Origin of the sequence: Staphylococcus equorum, from assembly GCF_001747895.1 — a bacterium.
Taxonomy (GTDB): domain Bacteria; phylum Bacillota; class Bacilli; order Staphylococcales; family Staphylococcaceae; genus Staphylococcus; species Staphylococcus equorum_A.
Genome location: NZ_LNNB01000010.1, coordinates 13,193 through 31,759, shown reverse-complemented (window position 1 = coordinate 31,759; position 18,567 = coordinate 13,193). Strand labels below are relative to the sequence as shown.

Sequence of the window (18,567 nt, the reverse complement as noted above, 5' to 3'; positions counted from 1 at the left end):
AAACAATATAACATTTATAACTTGTGGCATTTACAATCATTCAAAATGACATGTTACAGAACAAAGGTCTGCTTTAAAGTAGGTGAATATTTAATATATAATCATTTGATAAAGTGATAAAGAGGTATACTTGCAATTGAATTATGTCGCGAGTAACAAAGGTGGAAATTATTAGTTTTGAATATGCTCAACTTTTAAGTTGAAAATAAGGTGCTACTTCCTCTGTAGTGTAATACTTATTTTATAACTTCGTGCTTTGCAAATACTTTTCTAAACAATAACTTTTATTTCGCTTACATCTTGTTCACGCTCCTTCATCTCGAAATACACCAATGACACATTGATGTGAGTTATTACTTAACAACTCAATAATGGCACCATTTCCAAACAAAATTTCAAACTGAAAACAAAACGTTTTGCATCTATAAAGATTTTCGTTATTTATTTTATAGAATTATTTAGCAATAACTTAATTTTATTATATTGTCGTTCGTGTAATTTGTAAAGTAGTTTTTAATAATTTTCTAAAAATTGAAGTTCTAATATTTTATACCCGTTACAATTTGAAAATTCAATCATGACAAATATCAAAATTCTAAATTTTATAATCATTTGTTTTTCAAATCACACCTATCTATTCTCGCTTTAACACCACATCGCAATTTGCAATTTCAATGCCTCAGAATACTTTTTAGGGTTCAAGCCTGTAACTGTTTTACATTTTTCTAATCTATATAACAGCGTATTTCTATGAATATATAAGTGCTTTGCTGTTTGAGAAATATTCAAATTGTTGTTAAAAAATATTTTCAATGTTGCAATACTTTGCTCATCTAAATCCCCTAATATTCTTTTTTTGAATCTTTCTCTAATTTCGCTGTCTATTTGATATAACAGCGTTTTTTCTTCTACTTCTTCAAAAGATACGAGTGGTGCTGATTGCTCATTTAACATAAATACGAGTTCACATTCTTCATACGCTTTTTTAAAATCGTTTAAATTTGTAAATATAAGGCTTGAGGTCATATGCACTTCCAATTGTAAGCTTTTAAACATTTGGTGAATTCGATTTATTTTCACATCTAATGCGCACTGTTCTTCATCAGTAGCAAGAATTACGATACGGTTATGATTTGTAAACGCAATGACAAAAGAACTAGGGTCAATCTTACTTGCTAATGTACGCACGATGCTGTTCCTAGAAAATATTTGTTTTTCAATATTGATGATAATGCATTTGCCAAATGTTAATAAATGCGTATTAAGCTGATTGCCCAAATGTTGAATAAAAGATTTAGACGGTTCACTTTTCAGCAATTCTTCAATAAATAACTCCTGACTACGTATATTTCCTTCTAATTCATATGTAAAATAATTTTGATATAGCAATAATTCCGTAGACATTTTCACTAAATCCGATACATGTGTAAGTTTTTCAGGATCACCTGTTATACCAATCACACCAACGATGTTATCTTGAAAAATAATCGGTAAATTCACGCCTGGTTGTGTTCCTTCTAATGTCGCACTATCTTCCTTTGATAATATGACTGTCTCTTCTCGTTCTAATACTTTACGTGCGCCTTCATGAATTGTCCCTACACGTTTTTTATCAAATGAGGCTATGATTTCCCCGTTAAAATTCATGATATTAATATTACTCTGTGTTCTTTTAGCTGTTTCTTCTACAATTAATGTTGCCATTTCTTCTGTAAGTATATTCATAATTTCACCACTTATCATTTTTATACAAAATTATAGCTTTATATTTGTATAGTTTAACTCTATTTTCAATAAAATAAAATCGATACAATGAAATAACAATCAAAAGAAAGCGTTTACAAAGGAGGAACCTCAAGTGAAAATCATTTTAGCACCAGATTCATTTAAAGGGAGTATGACAGCAACCCAAGTCTCAAAATATATGGCAGACAGCATTACAGAAGCATATCCACAAGCTGACATACACGCTTTACCCGTTGGTGATGGCGGTGAAGGTACGATGGAAGCACTAGTGAATGCCACTAACGGAAGCTTTCATACCGTTTCAGTAACAGGTCCTCTTGGAAATCATGTAACTGCGCAATACGGTGTACTCGATGATGACACATGCGTGATTGAAATGGCGGAAGCTTCTGGACTAAGACACTTAACTGACGATACTTTAAATGCAATGACAACAACGACTTATGGTACAGGTGAATTAATTTATAATGCCTTAAATAGAGGTTACAAAAAATTCATTTTAGCTATTGGCGGCTCTGCGACAAATGATGCTGGTGCTGGTATGTTGCAAGCATTAGGCGTCAAATTATTAGATGAAAATGGCGAAGCTATCGCCTTTGGAGGAGGTGCGTTGCAACATATTAAGCAAATAGACTTAACCCATTTTGACGCTAGAATTAAACAGTGTGAATTTATTATTGCGACGGATGTTCAAAATCCTTTAATAGGTCCTGATGGCGCTTCACATGTTTTTGGTAAACAAAAAGGTGCCACAGAAGATAATATTAAACAACTTGATGCCAATCTCACGCATTGGGCAAATCTTGTAGAAGGTAGTACGCATATTAGCCTTCATGATTTGCCAGGAGCTGGTGCAGCTGGCGGACTAGGTGGCGCCTTTAAAGCATTTTTACCTAGTCATTTTGAAGATGGTATTCAAGTAGTAATAAAACATACGCAATTAGAACAGCTTTTACCAAATGCAGATTTAGTTATTACTGGAGAAGGCAAAATTGATTTCCAAACTTTTTATGGTAAGACACCTATGGGCATCGCAAAATGTGCGAAACAATTTGATGTCCCTGTCATCTTTATTGGAGGTTCTGTTGAAATTGACATAGAACAATTTGATGAGGTAGGTGTAGTAAGTGCTTTTAGTTTAACCGATGGTCCTTTGTCACTAGCAGAAACAATAGCAAATTCGGAAAAATTAATAAAAAAAACAACGAAGAACATCATAAGAACATTTTTCCATAACCACTAGCATAATTAAGGGGATGTTTCGTTATGAGAATTAAAGATACGATTGAAAAAGTACCTGGTGGCTTGATGGTTGTTCCGTTATTATTAGGCGCTGCAATCAACACGATTGATCAATTACATTTGAATTTTATTACGAATGGTTTAAAATTTTTAGGCGCTCCAAAGACTGAAGAAGGACATTATGAGATGTTGCAAATTGGGGGATTTTCTCAGGATTTATTTAAAGATAGCGCACTCGTGTTAATTGCACTATTTATCTTTTGTGTGGGAAGCCAAATGAACTTAAAAATTGGTGGCAAAGCATTGAAAAAAGGTATGATATTAACATCAACGAAATATTTTTCAGGTTTAGGCGTTGGTCTTTTACTTGGAGCTATTTTCGATCCATGGACAGGGTTATTTGGTTTATCTACAATCGCAATTATTGCAGCAATGACCAATAGTAACAGCGGTATGTATGCTGCTCTAACAAGTGCCTATGGCAACCGCTCTGATATTGGTGGTTTATCTATATTAGCTATCAATGATGGCCCTTTACTTACATTAATTTCTTTAGGCTTTATCGGTACAAATTTTCCAGTCATTTCTTTCGTTTCTGTGTTATTACCACTCGCAATAGGCATGCTTTTAGGTAACTTAGATCCTAAAATCGCAGAATTTTTACGACCGGGAGAATCATTACTCATTCCCTTCTTCGCCTTTTCATTAGGAGCAGGAATGAATTTAGCCGAATTCTTTAATTTCTCAGTATTATCTGGTGGCCTCACATTAGCATTGCTTACATTTGTCTGTACTACTGTGACTGGCGTCATTGCTTTCAAACTCTTTAAAGAAAAAAGTGTCATAGGCCCTATTTCAGAATCTTCTACTGCAGGTAACGCCGTTTCCACACCTGCTGCGGTTGTCGCAGCTGCCTCAACTGCTTTAGCTAGTGGTAATTTGAGTCAAAGAGAATTTGCTATGATAGAAAAAGTAGCACCTATCGCGACAGCTCAAATTTCAGTTTCTGCTATTACTACGGCGATTTTATGTCCAATTGCTGTTATCATGGTAGATAAATACCAGAAGCGCAAAGGCATTGATGGCACCCAAGAACATTTCAAAACCAATCACAAAGCATTTTCTAAGATAAAACAAGCCACAAATACGGCCGATTATGAAAGCGCTTTAAATAAGAAGGAGGACTAACTTTGAAAACTACGATTTTATACGGCAAATCAAACGTTGAAGTTGACTTGCCGAAACAAAGTGTACTAATTGAACCCAAAAACATTGAGCCACTTGAAGACCATGTAACTGCGATACGCACAGCATTAAATAATCCAATTGGCTCCGAACCATTGCAAGACATGGTGAGTTCTGACCAAACTGTATCTATTGTTATTAGTGACATCACACGACCAACACCTAATCACATTCTTGTACCATTACTAATAGAAACATTAGCCCACGTGCCTTTAGAAAATTTTGTAATTATCAATGGTACAGGTACACATCGCGACCAAACACGAGAAGAACTTGTACAAATGCTTGGTGAAGACATAGTAAGCAAAGTGAAAATTGTTCATAATCATTGTAATGATAAGGATACACTTAAAAAAGTTGGCCATAGTCAATATGGTTGTGATGTCTACCTGAACAAATATTATGTTGAATCTGACTTTAAAATTGTCACCGGTTTTATCGAGCCTCACTTCTTCGCTGGCTTCTCTGGTGGTCCTAAAGGGATTATGCCTGGCATTGCTGGCATAGAAACAATTATGACATTTCATAATGCTAAAATGATTGGCGATATACGTTCAACTTGGGGCAATATGCAAGATAATCCTGTGCAAAATATGACCCGGGAAATCAATGCAATGTGTAAACCAGACTTTATGCTCAACGTCACGTTGAATAAAGAAAAAGCGATTACCGAAGTATTCGCCGGTGAATTATACGAAGCACATGATAAAGGATGTGAATATGCAAAAGCACATGCGATGTTCAAGTGTGATGAGCGTTTTGATGTCGTGATTGCTTCTAACTCAGGCTACCCTTTAGATCAAAACTTATATCAAACAGTTAAAGGCATGAGTGCAGCACATAAAGTAGTTAAAGAAGGTGGCAGCATTATTATGTTATCTGAATGTAGCGATGGCTACCCTAATCATGGCAATTATGCAGAGATACTAAAAATGGCTGACTCCCCTCAAGGGCTTGTCGACATGATCAGTGACCCTAACTTCGCGATGCTTGACCAATGGCAAGTACAAAAACAGGCTGTGATTCAAACTTTCGCTGATGTTTATTTATATTCTAAACTCAGTGACCAACAAACCAAAGATGCCATGTTGCATCCGGTGCATAATATTAATGAGACACTTAAAGCATTAGAAGATAAATATGGAAAAGATATGACGATAGGTGTTATGCCACTCGGACCACTTACTATCCCATACGTAGAATCATAATTTAGGAGGAATCATTATGTTAACTGAAGTATTAACTAAAGAACAACAATTAGAACGTGTATTAAAAAATATGAATCGTGTAATCGTCGCTTTTTCAGGAGGTGTAGATAGTAGCTTTGTATTAAAGAAAGCTATCGATGTACTCGGCACTGACAATGTAAAAGCAGTTATTGTAAAATCCGAATTATTTAGAAATGAAGAATTTGACCAAGCCCTTCGTTTAGGTGAATCACTAAATGCCAATGTGATAGAAACTGAAATTGAAGAATTAAAAGATCCAAATATAGTTGAAAACACACCAAGCAGTTGGTATTACAGTAAACGCTTATTATATTCAAAACTTGAAGACTTAAGAGTAAACTACAATTTCGACTATGTTCTCGATGGCATGATTATGGATGATTTAGATGACTTCAGACCTGGGCTCAAAGCAAGAACTGAATTCGGTGTTAGAAGTGTGCTACAAGAAGTTGAATTGTATAAATCTGAAATTAGAGAACTAAGTAAATCCAATGATCTACCTGTATGGAATAAGCCTGCATTATGTAGCTTGGCATCTCGAATTCCTTATGGTGAACCTTTAAATTTCACAAAGGTTAACAAAGTAAATGAAGCTGAAAAATTCATTTTAAGCTTAAACATTAATCATGTCAGAGTACGCTATCATAATAATATCGCAAGAATAGAAGTAGACGACACAGCTATCCCTGCAGTGCTTCAATATAAAAATCAAATCACACTTCGCTTGAAAGAACTTGGTTTTGATTATGTAACTATTGATTTAGAGGGCTATCGTACAGGCAGCATGAATGAAGTCATCAATACACAAGATGAGATTTAACAAAATAAAGGTGGCATAACTATGACTGAAAACCAAGACCCAATAGAGTCATTACTTCTAGCGGTAAAAGAGAATGCGCTTTCCATTACAGAAGCAAAAGATAAATTGAGTCATTATGATGAATTAGGTTTTGCAAAAATTGATTTACACAGAACAAAACGACAAGGCTTTCCAGAAGTTATATTTGGGGAAGGAAAAACTGTAACGCAATTAGACGAAATCGTACACACATTAATAAAGCATGATGAAGTCATTTTAATTACTAGAATTGATCAAATTAAAGCAGATGATATCATCGCTAAATATCCACAACTTGAATACCATGAGACAGCACGTATCGTTTGTACACCTGTTAATAAAATTAATAAAACGGAACATTTTGCAGCGATTATTTGCGCCGGTACGTCTGATCTGCCAGTAGCCGAAGAAGCGGCTATTACAGCTGAAGTTATGGGTATTTCAGTACAACGTTTTTATGACGTAGGTGTTTCAGGCATCCATCGTCTTTTTGCACATATCGAAACAATTCGTCAAAGTAAGGTGTCCGTAGTTATCGCTGGTATGGAGGGCGCGCTATCTAGTGTTGTTGCCGGTTTAGTTGATCACCCAGTCTTTTCAATACCTACGAGCGTTGGTTACGGCGCCAATTTAGATGGCGTTACCACGCTATTATCTATGGTTAATTCTTGTGCACCTGGTACGAGTGTGCTCAACATTGATAATGGATTTGGCGGTGGCTATAATGCCGCAATGATTATAAAAATGATCGAAAATGCTTAGAACGGAGTGAAACATTATGTCCAAAGCGATTTATCTTGATTGTCACGCTGGTATTGCTGGAGATATGTTATTGTCTTCACTTGTAGATTTAGGTGCGGATGTCACCTTTATTGAATCACAATTAAAAACATTACCGCTCAATCATTTCAAACTCGACTTCTCAACTCAAAACAAACAAGGCATTCAAGCCATGTCACTTAACATTGATTTCGAAGAAGCGCACCATCATAGAAAAGCATCAGATATCTTTAAGATGATCAAAGAGAGTAGCTTGCCAAGCAGAGTAAAGGATCGAAGCCTCAGGGTATTTGACGTGATTGCACACGCAGAAGCTAAAATTCACGGTATGTCTGTTGAAGATGTTCACTTTCATGAAGTTGGTGCTATGGACTCTATCATTGATATTATTGGCGGATGTCTTGCACTAGAAGATTTAGCTATAGATGAACTCTATGCCTCGCCTATTCCAACTGGTAACGGGAAAATCAATATCGCACACGGTGTCTATCCAGTGCCTGCCCCAGCTACTGCTGAAATACTCAAAGGCATCCCGCTTGCTTCATTTGATGTTAACAGTGAATTGACAACACCGACTGGCGCTGGTTTTATTAAAGCATTGGTTTCGGAAATCGGCCCTTTACCTGCAGTAACCATGGAGCAAATCGGTTATGGTTGTGGCACAAAAGATTTCGATTTTCCCAATGTTTTACGAACAATTCAATATACAGTAAAAGAAAACACGCCGACACAAGTCCAAGTGATAGTGTGCCAGATTGATGATATGACACCAGAGATGCTTGGTTTCTTTATAGAACAAGTACTGGATGACGGTGCGTTAGATGCTTACTTTACTCCAATTACGATGAAGAAAAGTAGGCCCGCCACACAACTTACAGTGATTAGTAAAATTGACGACGCACAATACTTTGAAGACTATATACTTAAAAATACAACCTCTTTAGGTGTAAGAAGTTATGCAGTCAATCGCAAAATTCTCCATCGCCAGTTTCAAACAATTCACACAAAGTATGGTGCTATATTAGTGAAAATAGGCATGATGCATAATAAAATTATCAAAGCGAAACCAGAATTTGAAGATGTAAAAAATGCAGCAATTCAATCTGGCAAGTCTTTCTCAACTGTTTACAATGAAATACAGCATGAAGTTTATAACCACATTAAAATAGACGAATAAAATAACCTAGCACGAGCCAAAGACTACAGGCTGAGGCTGTGCCCACGGAAAGCGTGCACAAAAGACTGCTCCAAAATTATACGGACACCACGTAAAATCAAACATGCATTCAATTACTAACTATAGTCTTCAATTATTAGTAATTGAAGACATAATTCATGTTATTTTGCTGTTAAATCAAAGCAGTGATTTGGGCTGACTCCAGCGGGGAAAGCACGCGCCGAAGACTACAGGCTGAGGCTGTGCCCGCGGAAAGCATGCACAAAAGACTGCTCCAACATCAAAAACTCAACAGACAGCATAAAATCCAGCACTCACACTTAAGTGAAGTACTGGATTTTTTATTGCTTAAATTATTTTAGAGAAGGACCTACTTTAATATTTGCACTATCTAATGCAAGTTCAAGTACTTCAATAACTTGAATACTATGTTCTAATTTTTCTTCTGCTAAATCGAAATTTTTATCATTAATAATCTGAACCATCTTCACAAATTCTTCGTACATACGATGTTTTTGTTGATTAACTTGATATGATTTCGTACCACCTTGGTTAAATGTTAGATCAAACGCTTTTAGTTCATTTGTTGGACCTTTAATATGAATTGTTGCATTTTCACCTTGTATGTACGACTGATTGTCAGAACTAGAGTCTTTTGCACCAATACAAACAACTTTCATTTCATCATAATCAAGATTTAAGATACCAGATGTATCAATATCGTTTTTAACGTTAGCAAAATAAGCAACACCTTTAGGCATACCGAAGAGCCCAACTGCTAAATGGATATTGTATACATTGATATCCATGAGTGCACCTCCACCCTTCTCAGGATCGAAAGCAGGTTGAATGATGCCTTTTTTGAAATTATCATATCTTGAAGAGTACTGTGAATAATTAAATTGGGCTATTTTACAAGTACCTATTTCACTCACAGATTGTTTCAATACATCATAATTACTCAAATAAAGGTTAGTAATAGCTTCGATAATAATAACATTATGCGCTTTAGCCAATGCTTTTAATGTTGTTAATTCTTCTTTAGTTAAAGTAAATGGTTTTTCACATATTACATGCTTCTGTTGCTCAATTGCTTTGCGTGCATAATCAAAGTGCAGATGATTTGGTACAGCTAAATAAATCGTATCCATATCTTCATCTTGAAGAAACTGATTATAGTCTGTAAAAATTGCTTCAATATTAAATTGTTTTTGTAAACTTTCTACATTTTCTGGATTTCTTCCTGTTGAAACAATGCTATGAAACTCAATGTCTGAAATTTCTTCCATCACTGGTAATGCTTCTTTGACAATCTTGCCCGCCCCTACGATACCTAATTTCATGTTTGTCTCTCCTTCTCACTTAATCTAAATGATGATGTATTATCACTTGGTGCAATATCAAATTATTGATAGCTATTTTAAAATCCATTCAATATACCATTATATTTGAATTCATCATGCAATTCAAAAACTACAGCCTTGATACAATTCGTATTTTGTTTTGAAAATCTCACTAGTGGTATACAATTAGTATAAAGGTATAACATAAAATCATTTTTTATATTCTTTAAATAAAGGAGGCATTTTTGTGTCCATATTTTATTTTTTAATATTTATAGTAATCGTTTTAATTATCTATTTCATTTTCCGAAAAAATTATAAAAAGGAAGCTGCAGTTAATAAAAGAAAACGTAAACGCGAAAAAAGAGTAGAAAACTATATTAACGAAGCTTTTCAAATAGAAAATTTAGAAGATGTTAAAGAAAGTAAAACAACAATTGCTTTGGTTTATCCTAAAGAAACATTAGATGTTGAACCTGAACAAGTCGTACAAGTAGAAAATCAAAGTGAAGAAAAAGTCGTAACAGAATTTGAAATGCCTGAAGGTATTAAAAGAGAAGAACTATATGACTTTTCTCTTAAACACACTAAATTTTATATCGCACATGATCGTTATGAACGTCTTAAAACGGTCGATGAAAATGAAAAAACAAATAGTGGCATTATAAAATAATTCAATTATTAAAGGAGTATGTATATGACACCAATTGTTAAAGCTTATTCAAATGACGAAGATATTGAAATTAATATCAACACATTGAAAGATCAAAAAATTAATGCAAAAGACATTTATGTTCTATCTCATGATGCCGATCATACAGAACGTATCGTGAAAAATACAGAAGTCTCTGGCATTGATTACAATCGTTCCGATGTTGGCGAAAAAGAACCAAAACAAGGTGATCAACTAAGAGATAAGTTACAAATTCTTGGCGTTTCTGAAAGTGATGCGCAAGATTATGAAGAACTTATGGATCAAGGTAATGTACTACTCATTGTTACAGATCAACGTGCAGCAAACGTACTCTAAATTTAAATTAATTAGCTAAACTAATGCACCCCGCATTCTTTTAATTAGGATGCGGGGTGCATTATATCTTTTATACATATTGATTATAATTGATTAAAGTTATTTTCTTGGAGATCTGTAATTTTAGCAATTTCTACTTTTTGGTCTTTAGGCTCCAATACATGTAAATACTGTGCATCGTCGTTATCTTCAATTTTCTTTACAGTAATGCGGTCATGTTCTATAGTTTCGATAATTATTTCTGAATGCTTATCTAGCGCTTCTTTAATATGTTGCTTATCCATGCTACAACCTCCTTAAGTAAAAGCTAATTGTATTTCGAATCTCTCCATCTTTTACCCTTAAGCTATTTTTCAAATCAAAGAAAACATAATAAACTGCTTTTCCTTTTTAATATATTCATTTGTAAAATCATGAAATGGCGTGATGACCAACTTGTATATAATAATTAAAGCTGAGACATGTATTTATGTCCCAGCCTTGATAATCAATTATCATTAACTTAATATTACATCTACTAATTCTTCTGCAGTGGCTTTACCGAAATAATATGTAATGTCTATTTCACTTAAAGCCTTTAATAAATCCTCTTTGACTACACGTACGTCTTTGAGTTGTTCTTCAACGTCTTTAATGTCGCCTTGCCCAAAGAAATCTCCATAAATACGACATGCTGAAATACGTCCTTTTTCTACAGAAAGAGAGACATCAATCGTGCCTGCCGCTAATCTCGCGTCTCTATTATATTCATAGCGTGGGGAACCACCAAAATTCCATTCCCAATTTTTATATTTTGAGGCTAGCATTTCATCAACGGCTTCCCAATCTGCATCAGTTAATTCATAACGCTTTGCGTCATTCGTATCATCAATGCCTAAAATCTCTTTAACCATCAAATCTTTAAATTCATGGATCGTTACATTTTGATATTCTGGTGCCAAATATTCACGAATATTGCCTACACGTGATCTTACAGATTTAATACCTTTGGATTCTATCTTTTTACGATTCGGCTTCAATACTTTAACCATAGGTTCATAATCTACATCCAATAATAAAGAATAGCCACCATAGATACGTCCCTTAATCAAAGTCATTGCCGCCCCAGATACTTTTTTATCGTGAATGGCTAAATCATTACGTCCACTTTGCACAACTTCTGTTGCACCCAGTTGATGTAAAGCCTGTATACCTGGTTCGTAAAAGCGTTTGAAATTACCATAAATTGTATCGTCTTTTTCTAAAATACAACACATATTCACTGCACCACTGTCTACATAAACTGCGCCACCACCTGTATCACGACGAACGACTTGAATACCATGTTCGTCTAAATAATCTTGGTTAATTTCTACCGCAGTATTTTGAAAACGACCTATCTCCACTTTTGGATCACAGATATACGGAAATAAGATATCCTCATTTAAAAATATATTTTGGCTAACGTGAATTTGCATCGCTAATGCAACTGCACCATCTGTTATATATTCGCCATTGCGAATAGGTTCAATTAAATACATATTGTTCTCCTATATAGTTAATTTTTTGTTGGCTTCTATCATGAGTGTTGAAATATCTTCAGTTAGATGTATTGTTCTATCTCGAATATTCTCTGGAATACGATATGCTTTCTTATTCATTGTCATAAATAAGGCATTTGGATTATGTCGTGTCATGCGTTGGAAAGGTTGTTTCACATATTGTGGTGTCGTATAACCGATACCTATTTCTAGATATAATACTTTATCTTCTTTATGTGCCTCAAGGAACTGATTGTAGCGAGATAACTGCGCATGAAAATCTGCATCCTCTACCATACCAACCTGTGCTTTTCGCTTATTAATTTCCATCGGCGCATCACATTTAGGGCAATGCGGCAAGAGTTCTCGTGGCACTTCCATATGCTCTTGTTCTGCAATCATTTGACGTATTGCAGCATCATCACGATAAGTCTGCGCATGACAATGTTGACTACATTGCCACAAGATGTACTCTCCTTGAATATGAAAAACTTTATCCAAATCAAAATCTGCCACTGCAAATGCATTATCTGCATTCGTCGTGATGATATGATAATCTTTATGACTTAAAATTTGATTAAGCGCAGTATAAGATGCGCCTACAGGTTGGTCTAAATAATTCAGCGCAACAAATCGACTTTGAAATGCCCAATACTCCTGCCAACTTTCGAATGTATGAAGACTTGCTTGTAACATATCAAAGAAACCGTATTTTTTAATAAAATCCGGGAAATTTTGTGTGAAACGTTCACCTATATACGTAAACCCGTCTGATGCTGACATACCCGCGCCTATCCCAACTACAACTGCTTCCGCTTCATTTAAAGCATCTGCTAATATATCGGATTGTCGATCATAATTTGTAGTTAAGACATCCCAAGTTGATTCAGTCATAATGTTTCAGTCCTTCCTTATACAATGCAGCATCTTTATCTGTAAATACATTAAAAATCACACTTATATCAGAATGATGTTCTTGTTTATAATGCATTACAGTCGAAATTGCTATCTGTGTTGCCTCATCTTGAGGGAAACCAAATACGCCTGTTGAAATACAACAAAAAGCAATACTTGATAAGTTTTGCTGATCCGCAAGTTCGAGACAACTTCGATACGAGCGCGCAAGTAAATCACGGTTCATTTGTGACACCGGTGTCTTACGAATTTGTGGTCCCACTGTATGAATGACATATTGAGCAGGCAAGTTATAACCAGGGGTAATTTTTGCTTTACCAACACCTTCACGTCTACCTTGTTTATCTATTAAATCTGCACAAGCTAAACGTAACTGGACGCCTGCTTTAGTATGGATGATATTATCGATACAGTTATGATTCGGCTCAAAACAGCCTAACAGCTTACTGTTAGCCGCATTTACAATGGCGTCTACCTCAAGCTGCGTGATATCACCTTGCCATAAATATATATCGTTATTGAGATATGGGGTTAATGATGTTAGCGACGTAACTTGTTGCGCATTGTAATTTTTTAAAAATGCATCTTGCATCTCAATAAAATCTGCTGCAATCGGTGTTGCTGGCCTTACATTTACTAACCCTCGAAACATTTCGAAACGTTCTGCTTCCGTATCAGGTAAGTCTGCAATGGCACCGTCATGTGTCTCTTGCCACAAATACTCAATCAAATACGCTAAACGTTCTGTTTGTTGCATAATTTATGCCTCAGGAAGTGCATTAAATGCTGCTTCGTCAACATTTTCTAATTTAACCAACCAATTTTCTTCAGCTTTTTCAGAATTTAAAAGCGTTGGTTCATCTTCAGCTTTTGTATTACGTGCAACAATTTTACCTGCTAATGGTGATTGAACGTCTAATACTGTTTTAGAAGCTTCAATACTAACGATTTCGTCGTCGACTTTAATATCGTCTCCACCCATAAATTCAACATAACCTACTGTTCCTACATCATCTTGTAATTCAGGTGTCATACTGTATACATACTGTTCTCCAACTTTTTCTACCCATAAATAATTTGCTAATTTTTTCATAAAATATCTTCCTTTCTCCAACTTGTTATAAATATATTTGCGCGAGTAATTCGATTGTACGACAGCGTTGCGCTATGTCTGGGATCAAAGGTACAACCATCACTTCGTCAGCATTAAATGTTTGAATCATTGTGTCTATTTGTTTTTTTGCACTTTCTTTTGTACCTACAATTATACGAGCACGGCTTTGAGTAATCAAACGTTCATCTCTTTCAGAACGTTGATACAATCTTGCAGTTTCGATAGAAGGCAGGTGCTCAAATTCGGCAAATTGTTGTTTACCTAATAACCATACGTCTAACGCTTGTGCCAGTGCTTCGGCTTCTGATGCGGTATCAGCAACTGCAACAAATGTAGTGAGCATAACAGTAGGCTTCATATTTAATGCCGTAGGTTTAAAGGCTTCTCTATAAGCTTGCACACTACTTTCAGCTTTTTTAATTGCTTTTTCATTAGGTAATAAAAAAGTCCCTAGTGTGTAGCCTATGCCTTGACGTCCTGCCATTTGTGCTGATGATACACTCGTACTTAACAGCCACATTTGAGGCATCGTCGTCACACGAGGTTGTGCGAATACTTGTTTAAAACGTTGCTCTGGTTCATGCTCCGTTAGATAGTGTCGCACATCCGTAATAGACTGCTCGTAGTCTAAGAAATGTGTTTTCGTTTCATTCATAGCTTGTTTTACACTGGGTGTACCAGAATTATTACCGATACCTAAGTCTACACGGCCAGGGTAAAATGCTTCTAATAATCGAAAGTTTTCTGCCACTTTAAACGGGCTGTAATGCGGTAACATTACTCCACCTGAACCGAGTCGAATTTGCTTCGTCTTTGCCAGTAATTGCATCATCAATAATTCTGGGCTGCTACATGCAAATGCTGGTACATTATGATGTTCCGTCATCCAAAAGCGCTTATAACCAAGATTGTCTGCTAATTGTGCTAAGCGTACTGTGTCTTGTAAGGCATCTTGTGCTGACTTGCCTTCATCTATCACAGCATAGTCTAAAATATTCAATTGAACCACGTGTGTGACCACCTCCACCGGTACTGACCTTATATACTTTATTTGGGCTTATCATGTAAGCACTTTCACTTGAGTGTATATCGTAACTCCGTTATGCTAAATTCCATGTACAAAGCTTTGCACACGTTACTGCAAAACATGTCCCCATTTTAAATTACCCTCACTCTCTAGGATAACTGATATAGAAAATTTTTGTTACATTTTGCTTGAAAAAATCACCATAATTTTTATTTAATTGACCACTATATCCTATTAGTGTTAATTTGAAATTACATATTACAACGAAGATAGAGGTTATAGTTATGAAAACTCATTATCAAGCATTATTCGAACCATTAACATTACCCAATGGCGTCGTCTTCAATAACCGTTTTGTGCTATCACCTATGACTACGAATTCCTCAACACAAGACGGTCATATTACCGAGCAAGACCTACTTTATGCACAACGTCGGGCACACGCTGCGCCCCTACAAGTAACAGGTGCAGCCTATATTGAACCTTATGGTCAATTATTTGAATATGGTTTTAGCATCACTGATGACAGTTGTATACCTGGTTTGAAAAAATTAGCAACTGCAATGAAAAAAAATGGCAATAAAGCCATTTTACAACTGACACATGCAGGCCGATTTTCAAATCAAGCCATCTTAAATTATGGCCAAGTTTATGGCCCAAGCCCTATGTCTTTAAATGTCCCTATTCAACATGACGTTCTAGCTATGTCTGTAGATAAAATTACCTCTGTAACGCGTCAATATGCCGAGGCAACTTCTCGTGCTATACAAGCTGGTTTTGATGGTGTAGAAGTTTCAGCTGCCCAACGCTTACTTATACAAACATTTTTCTCTACTTTTTCTAACCAACGAACAGATCAATATGGAAATCAAAATTTGGAAAATCGTGCACGTATCGGGTTGGAAATACTAGCTGCTGTACAAAATGTCATTGATAAAGAAGCACCACCACAATTTATTTTAGGCTATCGCGCTACACCTGAGGAAACACGAGGTAGTGATGTCGGTTATACAATAGACGAATTCAACGAACATCTGGATTGGGTATTAGATACAGCGAATGTGCAATATTTAGCAATCGCAAGTTGGGGACGTCAAATTTATCAAAATAAAGTCCGTTCTGACGGCAAGCACACAGGACAATATGTCAATGCTGTCGTCCATGATTACCTTGATGGTAGAATTCCTGTCATTGCTAGTGGTGGTATTAATTCACCTGAAAGTGCGCTCGATGCCTTACAACATGCAGATATGGTAGGGATGTCGTCTCCATTTGTGACAGAGCCAGATTTTGTCTTAAAATTACAAGAAGATCGTCCAGAGGATATTGATTTACATGTAACAATCGACGATATTGATGAACTCGCGATTCCATACGCAGCTTTTAAAGATATCGTTAAAATGATGGACTACGGCGAAGGGTTAAAAAAAGAAACCCGTGACGAGTTACGTAAACTTGAAACAAACTATGATCAAGTAGATTATAAAGCAATAGAAAAAGATTAATTTAAAATACTGACAAACTGAGCAGATAAAACAGCTTTGTTTGTCTTTTTTATATCACTTGATTGCTTTGTAAAAATGAATTAATATCTCAAAATATGTAAAAAGCATTGGACCGTATCATGTCCAATGCTTTCTTGTTAGGTTTTATGTGAATTTAACCATTTTGTTTGGCAAATGCTTGGCCAATTGCATTTAATTTATGTGGTGCATCATGTACTGCCATCTTCACTTCAACTAGGTGCATCATGTCTGGTTGTGCCTCGATTTCGAGGAATGTATTTTGTAGTGTCTCACTTGTTGTCACATCGTGTACGATGACTTCATCTTTCCCACCGAAGACTGTTGGTAATAATTTATAATCCCACATTTTAATATCATTGTATGGCTCATTTTCTCCATGAATTTTACGTTCAACTGTATAACCATCATTATTAATAACAAAAATAATCGGTTTGATTTGCGCTCTGATCATCGAAGACATTTCTTGTACTGTTAATTGTAGCGAACCGTCTCCAATTAACAATAAATTTCTGCGCTGTGTATTTGCCATTTGTGTGCCCAGTGTCGCTGGTAGTGTATAGCCGATTGAACCCCATAAAGGCTGTCCTATAAATGTATTGTTACTATATAACGCTAAATCATAAGCACCAAAGAATGATGTGCCTTGTTCAGCTAATATCACGTCATCTTGCTTAATAAAATCTTGCATCATTTTAAAATAAGTTGCTTGAGATAAAGGATCTCCATTCAAATCGTATTGATTTTCTTCAGGACGTTGAAATTGAGGGAAAGTTGCGTCATTAACGTAATTAATTGTATTTAAGCCATCCAATAAATCGATCAGTGCGACTCCCATATCTTTCGTTTCATTCATTTTGAAATGACGATGATTAATCATTACGACATCATCAATATCAAATTGATATGAATATCCTGCAGTTGCTGAATCTGTTAATTTCGCTCCAATATTTAAAATTGCATCACTTTGATCCACGTAATTTCTAATATCTTCTTCTGCTAGTGAGCCATCATAAATACCCATGTAATATGGGTTTTCCTCATTAAAAGCACCTTTGCCTAGTGATAGTTGTGCTACAGGAATATGCGTTCGATTCACAAATTGCTCAAGCTTTTCATGTAAATCAAAACTATTAATCTCGTGGCCGGTAATTATGACTGGTTTATCTGCACTTTGTAACTTTTCTTTAATCATGTTCACATACTTAGCAACATCCATCTCCTGATGTTGCGGCAATTCAAACGGTTGGTCTACTTCAATTTCTACGCTTGCTACGTCAATTGGTAAATGTATATGCACTGGACGTTTTTCAGTTAGTGCTGCTTCAATTACTCTAGGTATTTCTACTAGGGCATTTTCAGGCGTAAGATACGCTTGTGTCGTTGTAATCGGCTCATACATTTTTCTATAGTCATCAAAATTCCCTTCTCCTAAGGAATGATGGACATATTTCCCTGCATTTTCTACTGCTCTTGTAGGCGCACCGGTAATTTGAATAACCGGAACACGTTCAGCATATGCGCCAGCAATACCGTTAACAGCACTGAGTTCTCCTACACCAAATGTTGTTACCATTGCACTCATCCCTTTTAAGCGCGCATAGCCATCAGCCGCATAACTAGCATTTAATTCATTTGTGTTACCAACCCACTCTATGTCATCACGACGAATAATATCATCTAGAAAAGTAAGGTTAAAGTCACCTGGCACACCAAATACTTTATCAACGCCAACAGCACTAATACAGTCCATTAAATATTGTCCTATACGTTTTTTCATTCATCATTTCCCCTTTTTTATCCATCTCTATTACACTACAAACTTAACTTAATTAAGA

Annotated in this window: 18 protein-coding genes; 9 read left to right on the top strand and 9 right to left on the bottom strand. The window is 35.7% G+C overall.

Annotation, left to right across the window (positions count from 1 at the left end; all coding sequences use genetic code 11):
- Window positions 1–645: 645 nt before the first annotated feature.
- Window positions 646–1,725 (bottom strand): CdaR family transcriptional regulator, encoded by a 1,080-nt coding sequence (locus tag AST02_RS06100; RefSeq protein WP_069816543.1) that lies wholly within the window; start codon window positions 1,723–1,725, stop codon window positions 646–648.
- A 133-nt stretch (window positions 1,726–1,858) separates the two neighbouring features.
- Between AST02_RS06100 and AST02_RS06095 the strand changes: the two genes are divergently transcribed.
- From AST02_RS06095 to larC, 6 genes are read left to right on the top strand one after another with little or no spacing between them, the layout of a single operon-like run.
- Complete coding sequence (locus AST02_RS06095) at window positions 1,859–2,989, top strand: glycerate kinase (protein WP_069816541.1); 1,131 nt, start codon at window positions 1,859–1,861, stop codon at window positions 2,987–2,989.
- 23 nt (window positions 2,990–3,012) lie between these two features.
- A complete protein-coding gene (locus AST02_RS06090) occupies window positions 3,013–4,176 on the top strand; it encodes a 2-keto-3-deoxygluconate permease (protein WP_069816539.1) in 1,164 nt (387 codons plus the stop codon).
- A 2-nt stretch (window positions 4,177–4,178) separates the two neighbouring features.
- Window positions 4,179–5,441 (top strand): nickel-dependent lactate racemase, encoded by a 1,263-nt coding sequence (gene larA, locus AST02_RS06085; protein ID WP_069816537.1) that lies wholly within the window; start codon window positions 4,179–4,181, stop codon window positions 5,439–5,441.
- Between the two features lie 16 nt (window positions 5,442–5,457).
- A complete protein-coding gene (larE, locus tag AST02_RS06080) occupies window positions 5,458–6,282 on the top strand; it encodes an ATP-dependent sacrificial sulfur transferase LarE (protein WP_069816535.1) in 825 nt (274 codons plus the stop codon).
- A 21-nt stretch (window positions 6,283–6,303) separates the two neighbouring features.
- The gene (gene larB, locus AST02_RS06075; protein ID WP_069816534.1) at window positions 6,304–7,062 is read left to right on the top strand and encodes a nickel pincer cofactor biosynthesis protein LarB; all 759 of its coding nucleotides are present in this window, start codon (window positions 6,304–6,306) and stop codon (window positions 7,060–7,062) included.
- Between the two features lie 16 nt (window positions 7,063–7,078).
- Window positions 7,079–8,257 (top strand): nickel pincer cofactor biosynthesis protein LarC, encoded by a 1,179-nt coding sequence (larC, locus tag AST02_RS06070; RefSeq protein ID WP_069816532.1) that lies wholly within the window; start codon window positions 7,079–7,081, stop codon window positions 8,255–8,257.
- Window positions 8,258–8,610: 353 nt separating this feature from the next.
- Here larC and AST02_RS06065 read toward each other — a convergent pair whose 3' ends face one another.
- Window positions 8,611–9,600 (bottom strand): Gfo/Idh/MocA family protein, encoded by a 990-nt coding sequence (locus AST02_RS06065; RefSeq protein WP_069816530.1) that lies wholly within the window; start codon window positions 9,598–9,600, stop codon window positions 8,611–8,613.
- Window positions 9,601–9,847: 247 nt separating this feature from the next.
- Between AST02_RS06065 and AST02_RS06060 the strand changes: the two genes are divergently transcribed.
- Together AST02_RS06060 and AST02_RS06055 are read left to right on the top strand one after the other, a co-directional pair.
- The gene (locus tag AST02_RS06060) at window positions 9,848–10,273 is read left to right on the top strand and encodes a hypothetical protein (RefSeq protein ID WP_069816528.1); all 426 of its coding nucleotides are present in this window, start codon (window positions 9,848–9,850) and stop codon (window positions 10,271–10,273) included.
- Between the two features lie 24 nt (window positions 10,274–10,297).
- On the top strand, window positions 10,298–10,630 hold the full coding sequence (locus tag AST02_RS06055; RefSeq protein WP_069816526.1) for a general stress protein: 333 nt from the start codon (window positions 10,298–10,300) through the stop codon (window positions 10,628–10,630).
- An 83-nt stretch (window positions 10,631–10,713) separates the two neighbouring features.
- Here the strand turns inward: AST02_RS06055 and AST02_RS06050 are convergent, their stop codons facing one another.
- The 6 genes from AST02_RS06050 to AST02_RS06025 form a co-directional block, all read right to left on the bottom strand.
- On the bottom strand, window positions 10,714–10,914 hold the full coding sequence (locus tag AST02_RS06050; RefSeq protein WP_069816524.1) for a hypothetical protein: 201 nt from the start codon (window positions 10,912–10,914) through the stop codon (window positions 10,714–10,716).
- A 213-nt stretch (window positions 10,915–11,127) separates the two neighbouring features.
- Window positions 11,128–12,150: a lipoate--protein ligase gene (locus tag AST02_RS06045; RefSeq protein WP_069816522.1), complete on the bottom strand. Its 1,023-nt coding sequence runs from the start codon at window positions 12,148–12,150 to the stop codon at window positions 11,128–11,130.
- A 9-nt stretch (window positions 12,151–12,159) separates the two neighbouring features.
- On the bottom strand, window positions 12,160–13,044 hold the full coding sequence (locus AST02_RS06040; RefSeq protein WP_069816520.1) for an SIR2 family NAD-dependent protein deacylase: 885 nt from the start codon (window positions 13,042–13,044) through the stop codon (window positions 12,160–12,162).
- Window positions 13,037–13,822 (bottom strand): protein-ADP-ribose hydrolase, encoded by a 786-nt coding sequence (locus AST02_RS06035; protein WP_069816517.1) that lies wholly within the window; start codon window positions 13,820–13,822, stop codon window positions 13,037–13,039. The genes AST02_RS06040 and AST02_RS06035 overlap by 8 nt, the downstream gene beginning before the upstream one ends.
- 3 nt (window positions 13,823–13,825) lie before the next feature.
- A complete protein-coding gene (locus tag AST02_RS06030; RefSeq protein WP_002506490.1) occupies window positions 13,826–14,158 on the bottom strand; it encodes a glycine cleavage system protein H in 333 nt (110 codons plus the stop codon).
- 25 nt (window positions 14,159–14,183) lie between these two features.
- Window positions 14,184–15,188, bottom strand: a complete 1,005-nt coding sequence (locus AST02_RS06025) for an LLM class flavin-dependent oxidoreductase (protein WP_069816515.1) — start codon at window positions 15,186–15,188, stop codon at window positions 14,184–14,186.
- Between the two features lie 302 nt (window positions 15,189–15,490).
- Between AST02_RS06025 and AST02_RS06020 the strand changes: the two genes are divergently transcribed.
- Window positions 15,491–16,711, top strand: a complete 1,221-nt coding sequence (locus AST02_RS06020) for an NADH-dependent flavin oxidoreductase (RefSeq protein WP_069816513.1) — start codon at window positions 15,491–15,493, stop codon at window positions 16,709–16,711.
- Between the two features lie 154 nt (window positions 16,712–16,865).
- Here AST02_RS06020 and AST02_RS06015 read toward each other — a convergent pair whose 3' ends face one another.
- Complete coding sequence (locus AST02_RS06015) at window positions 16,866–18,509, bottom strand: alpha-keto acid decarboxylase family protein (protein WP_069816511.1); 1,644 nt, start codon at window positions 18,507–18,509, stop codon at window positions 16,866–16,868.
- Between the last annotated feature and the right edge of the window lie 58 nt (window positions 18,510–18,567).

Excerpts from the sequence above, each read along its gene's own strand:
- AST02_RS06100 (WP_069816543.1), bottom strand. The coding sequence starts at position 1,725 with ATGAATATACTTACAGAAGAAATGGCAACATTAATTGTAGAAGAAACA.
- larE (WP_069816535.1), top strand. The coding sequence starts at position 5,458 with ATGTTAACTGAAGTATTAACTAAAGAACAACAATTAGAACGTGTATTA.
- larC (WP_069816532.1), top strand. The coding sequence starts at position 7,079 with ATGTCCAAAGCGATTTATCTTGATTGTCACGCTGGTATTGCTGGAGAT.
- AST02_RS06090 (WP_069816539.1), top strand. The coding sequence starts at position 3,013 with ATGAGAATTAAAGATACGATTGAAAAAGTACCTGGTGGCTTGATGGTT.
- AST02_RS06030 (WP_002506490.1), bottom strand. The coding sequence starts at position 14,158 with ATGAAAAAATTAGCAAATTATTTATGGGTAGAAAAAGTTGGAGAACAG.
- AST02_RS06065 (WP_069816530.1), bottom strand. The coding sequence starts at position 9,600 with ATGAAATTAGGTATCGTAGGGGCGGGCAAGATTGTCAAAGAAGCATTA.
- AST02_RS06045 (WP_069816522.1), bottom strand. The coding sequence starts at position 12,150 with ATGTATTTAATTGAACCTATTCGCAATGGCGAATATATAACAGATGGT.
- AST02_RS06015 (WP_069816511.1), bottom strand. The coding sequence starts at position 18,509 with ATGAAAAAACGTATAGGACAATATTTAATGGACTGTATTAGTGCTGTT.
- AST02_RS06035 (WP_069816517.1), bottom strand. The coding sequence starts at position 13,822 with ATGCAACAAACAGAACGTTTAGCGTATTTGATTGAGTATTTGTGGCAA.
- AST02_RS06040 (WP_069816520.1), bottom strand. The coding sequence starts at position 13,044 with ATGACTGAATCAACTTGGGATGTCTTAACTACAAATTATGATCGACAA.
- AST02_RS06055 (WP_069816526.1), top strand. The coding sequence starts at position 10,298 with ATGACACCAATTGTTAAAGCTTATTCAAATGACGAAGATATTGAAATT.
- larB (WP_069816534.1), top strand. The coding sequence starts at position 6,304 with ATGACTGAAAACCAAGACCCAATAGAGTCATTACTTCTAGCGGTAAAA.
- AST02_RS06020 (WP_069816513.1), top strand. The coding sequence starts at position 15,491 with ATGAAAACTCATTATCAAGCATTATTCGAACCATTAACATTACCCAAT.
- AST02_RS06050 (WP_069816524.1), bottom strand. The coding sequence starts at position 10,914 with ATGGATAAGCAACATATTAAAGAAGCGCTAGATAAGCATTCAGAAATA.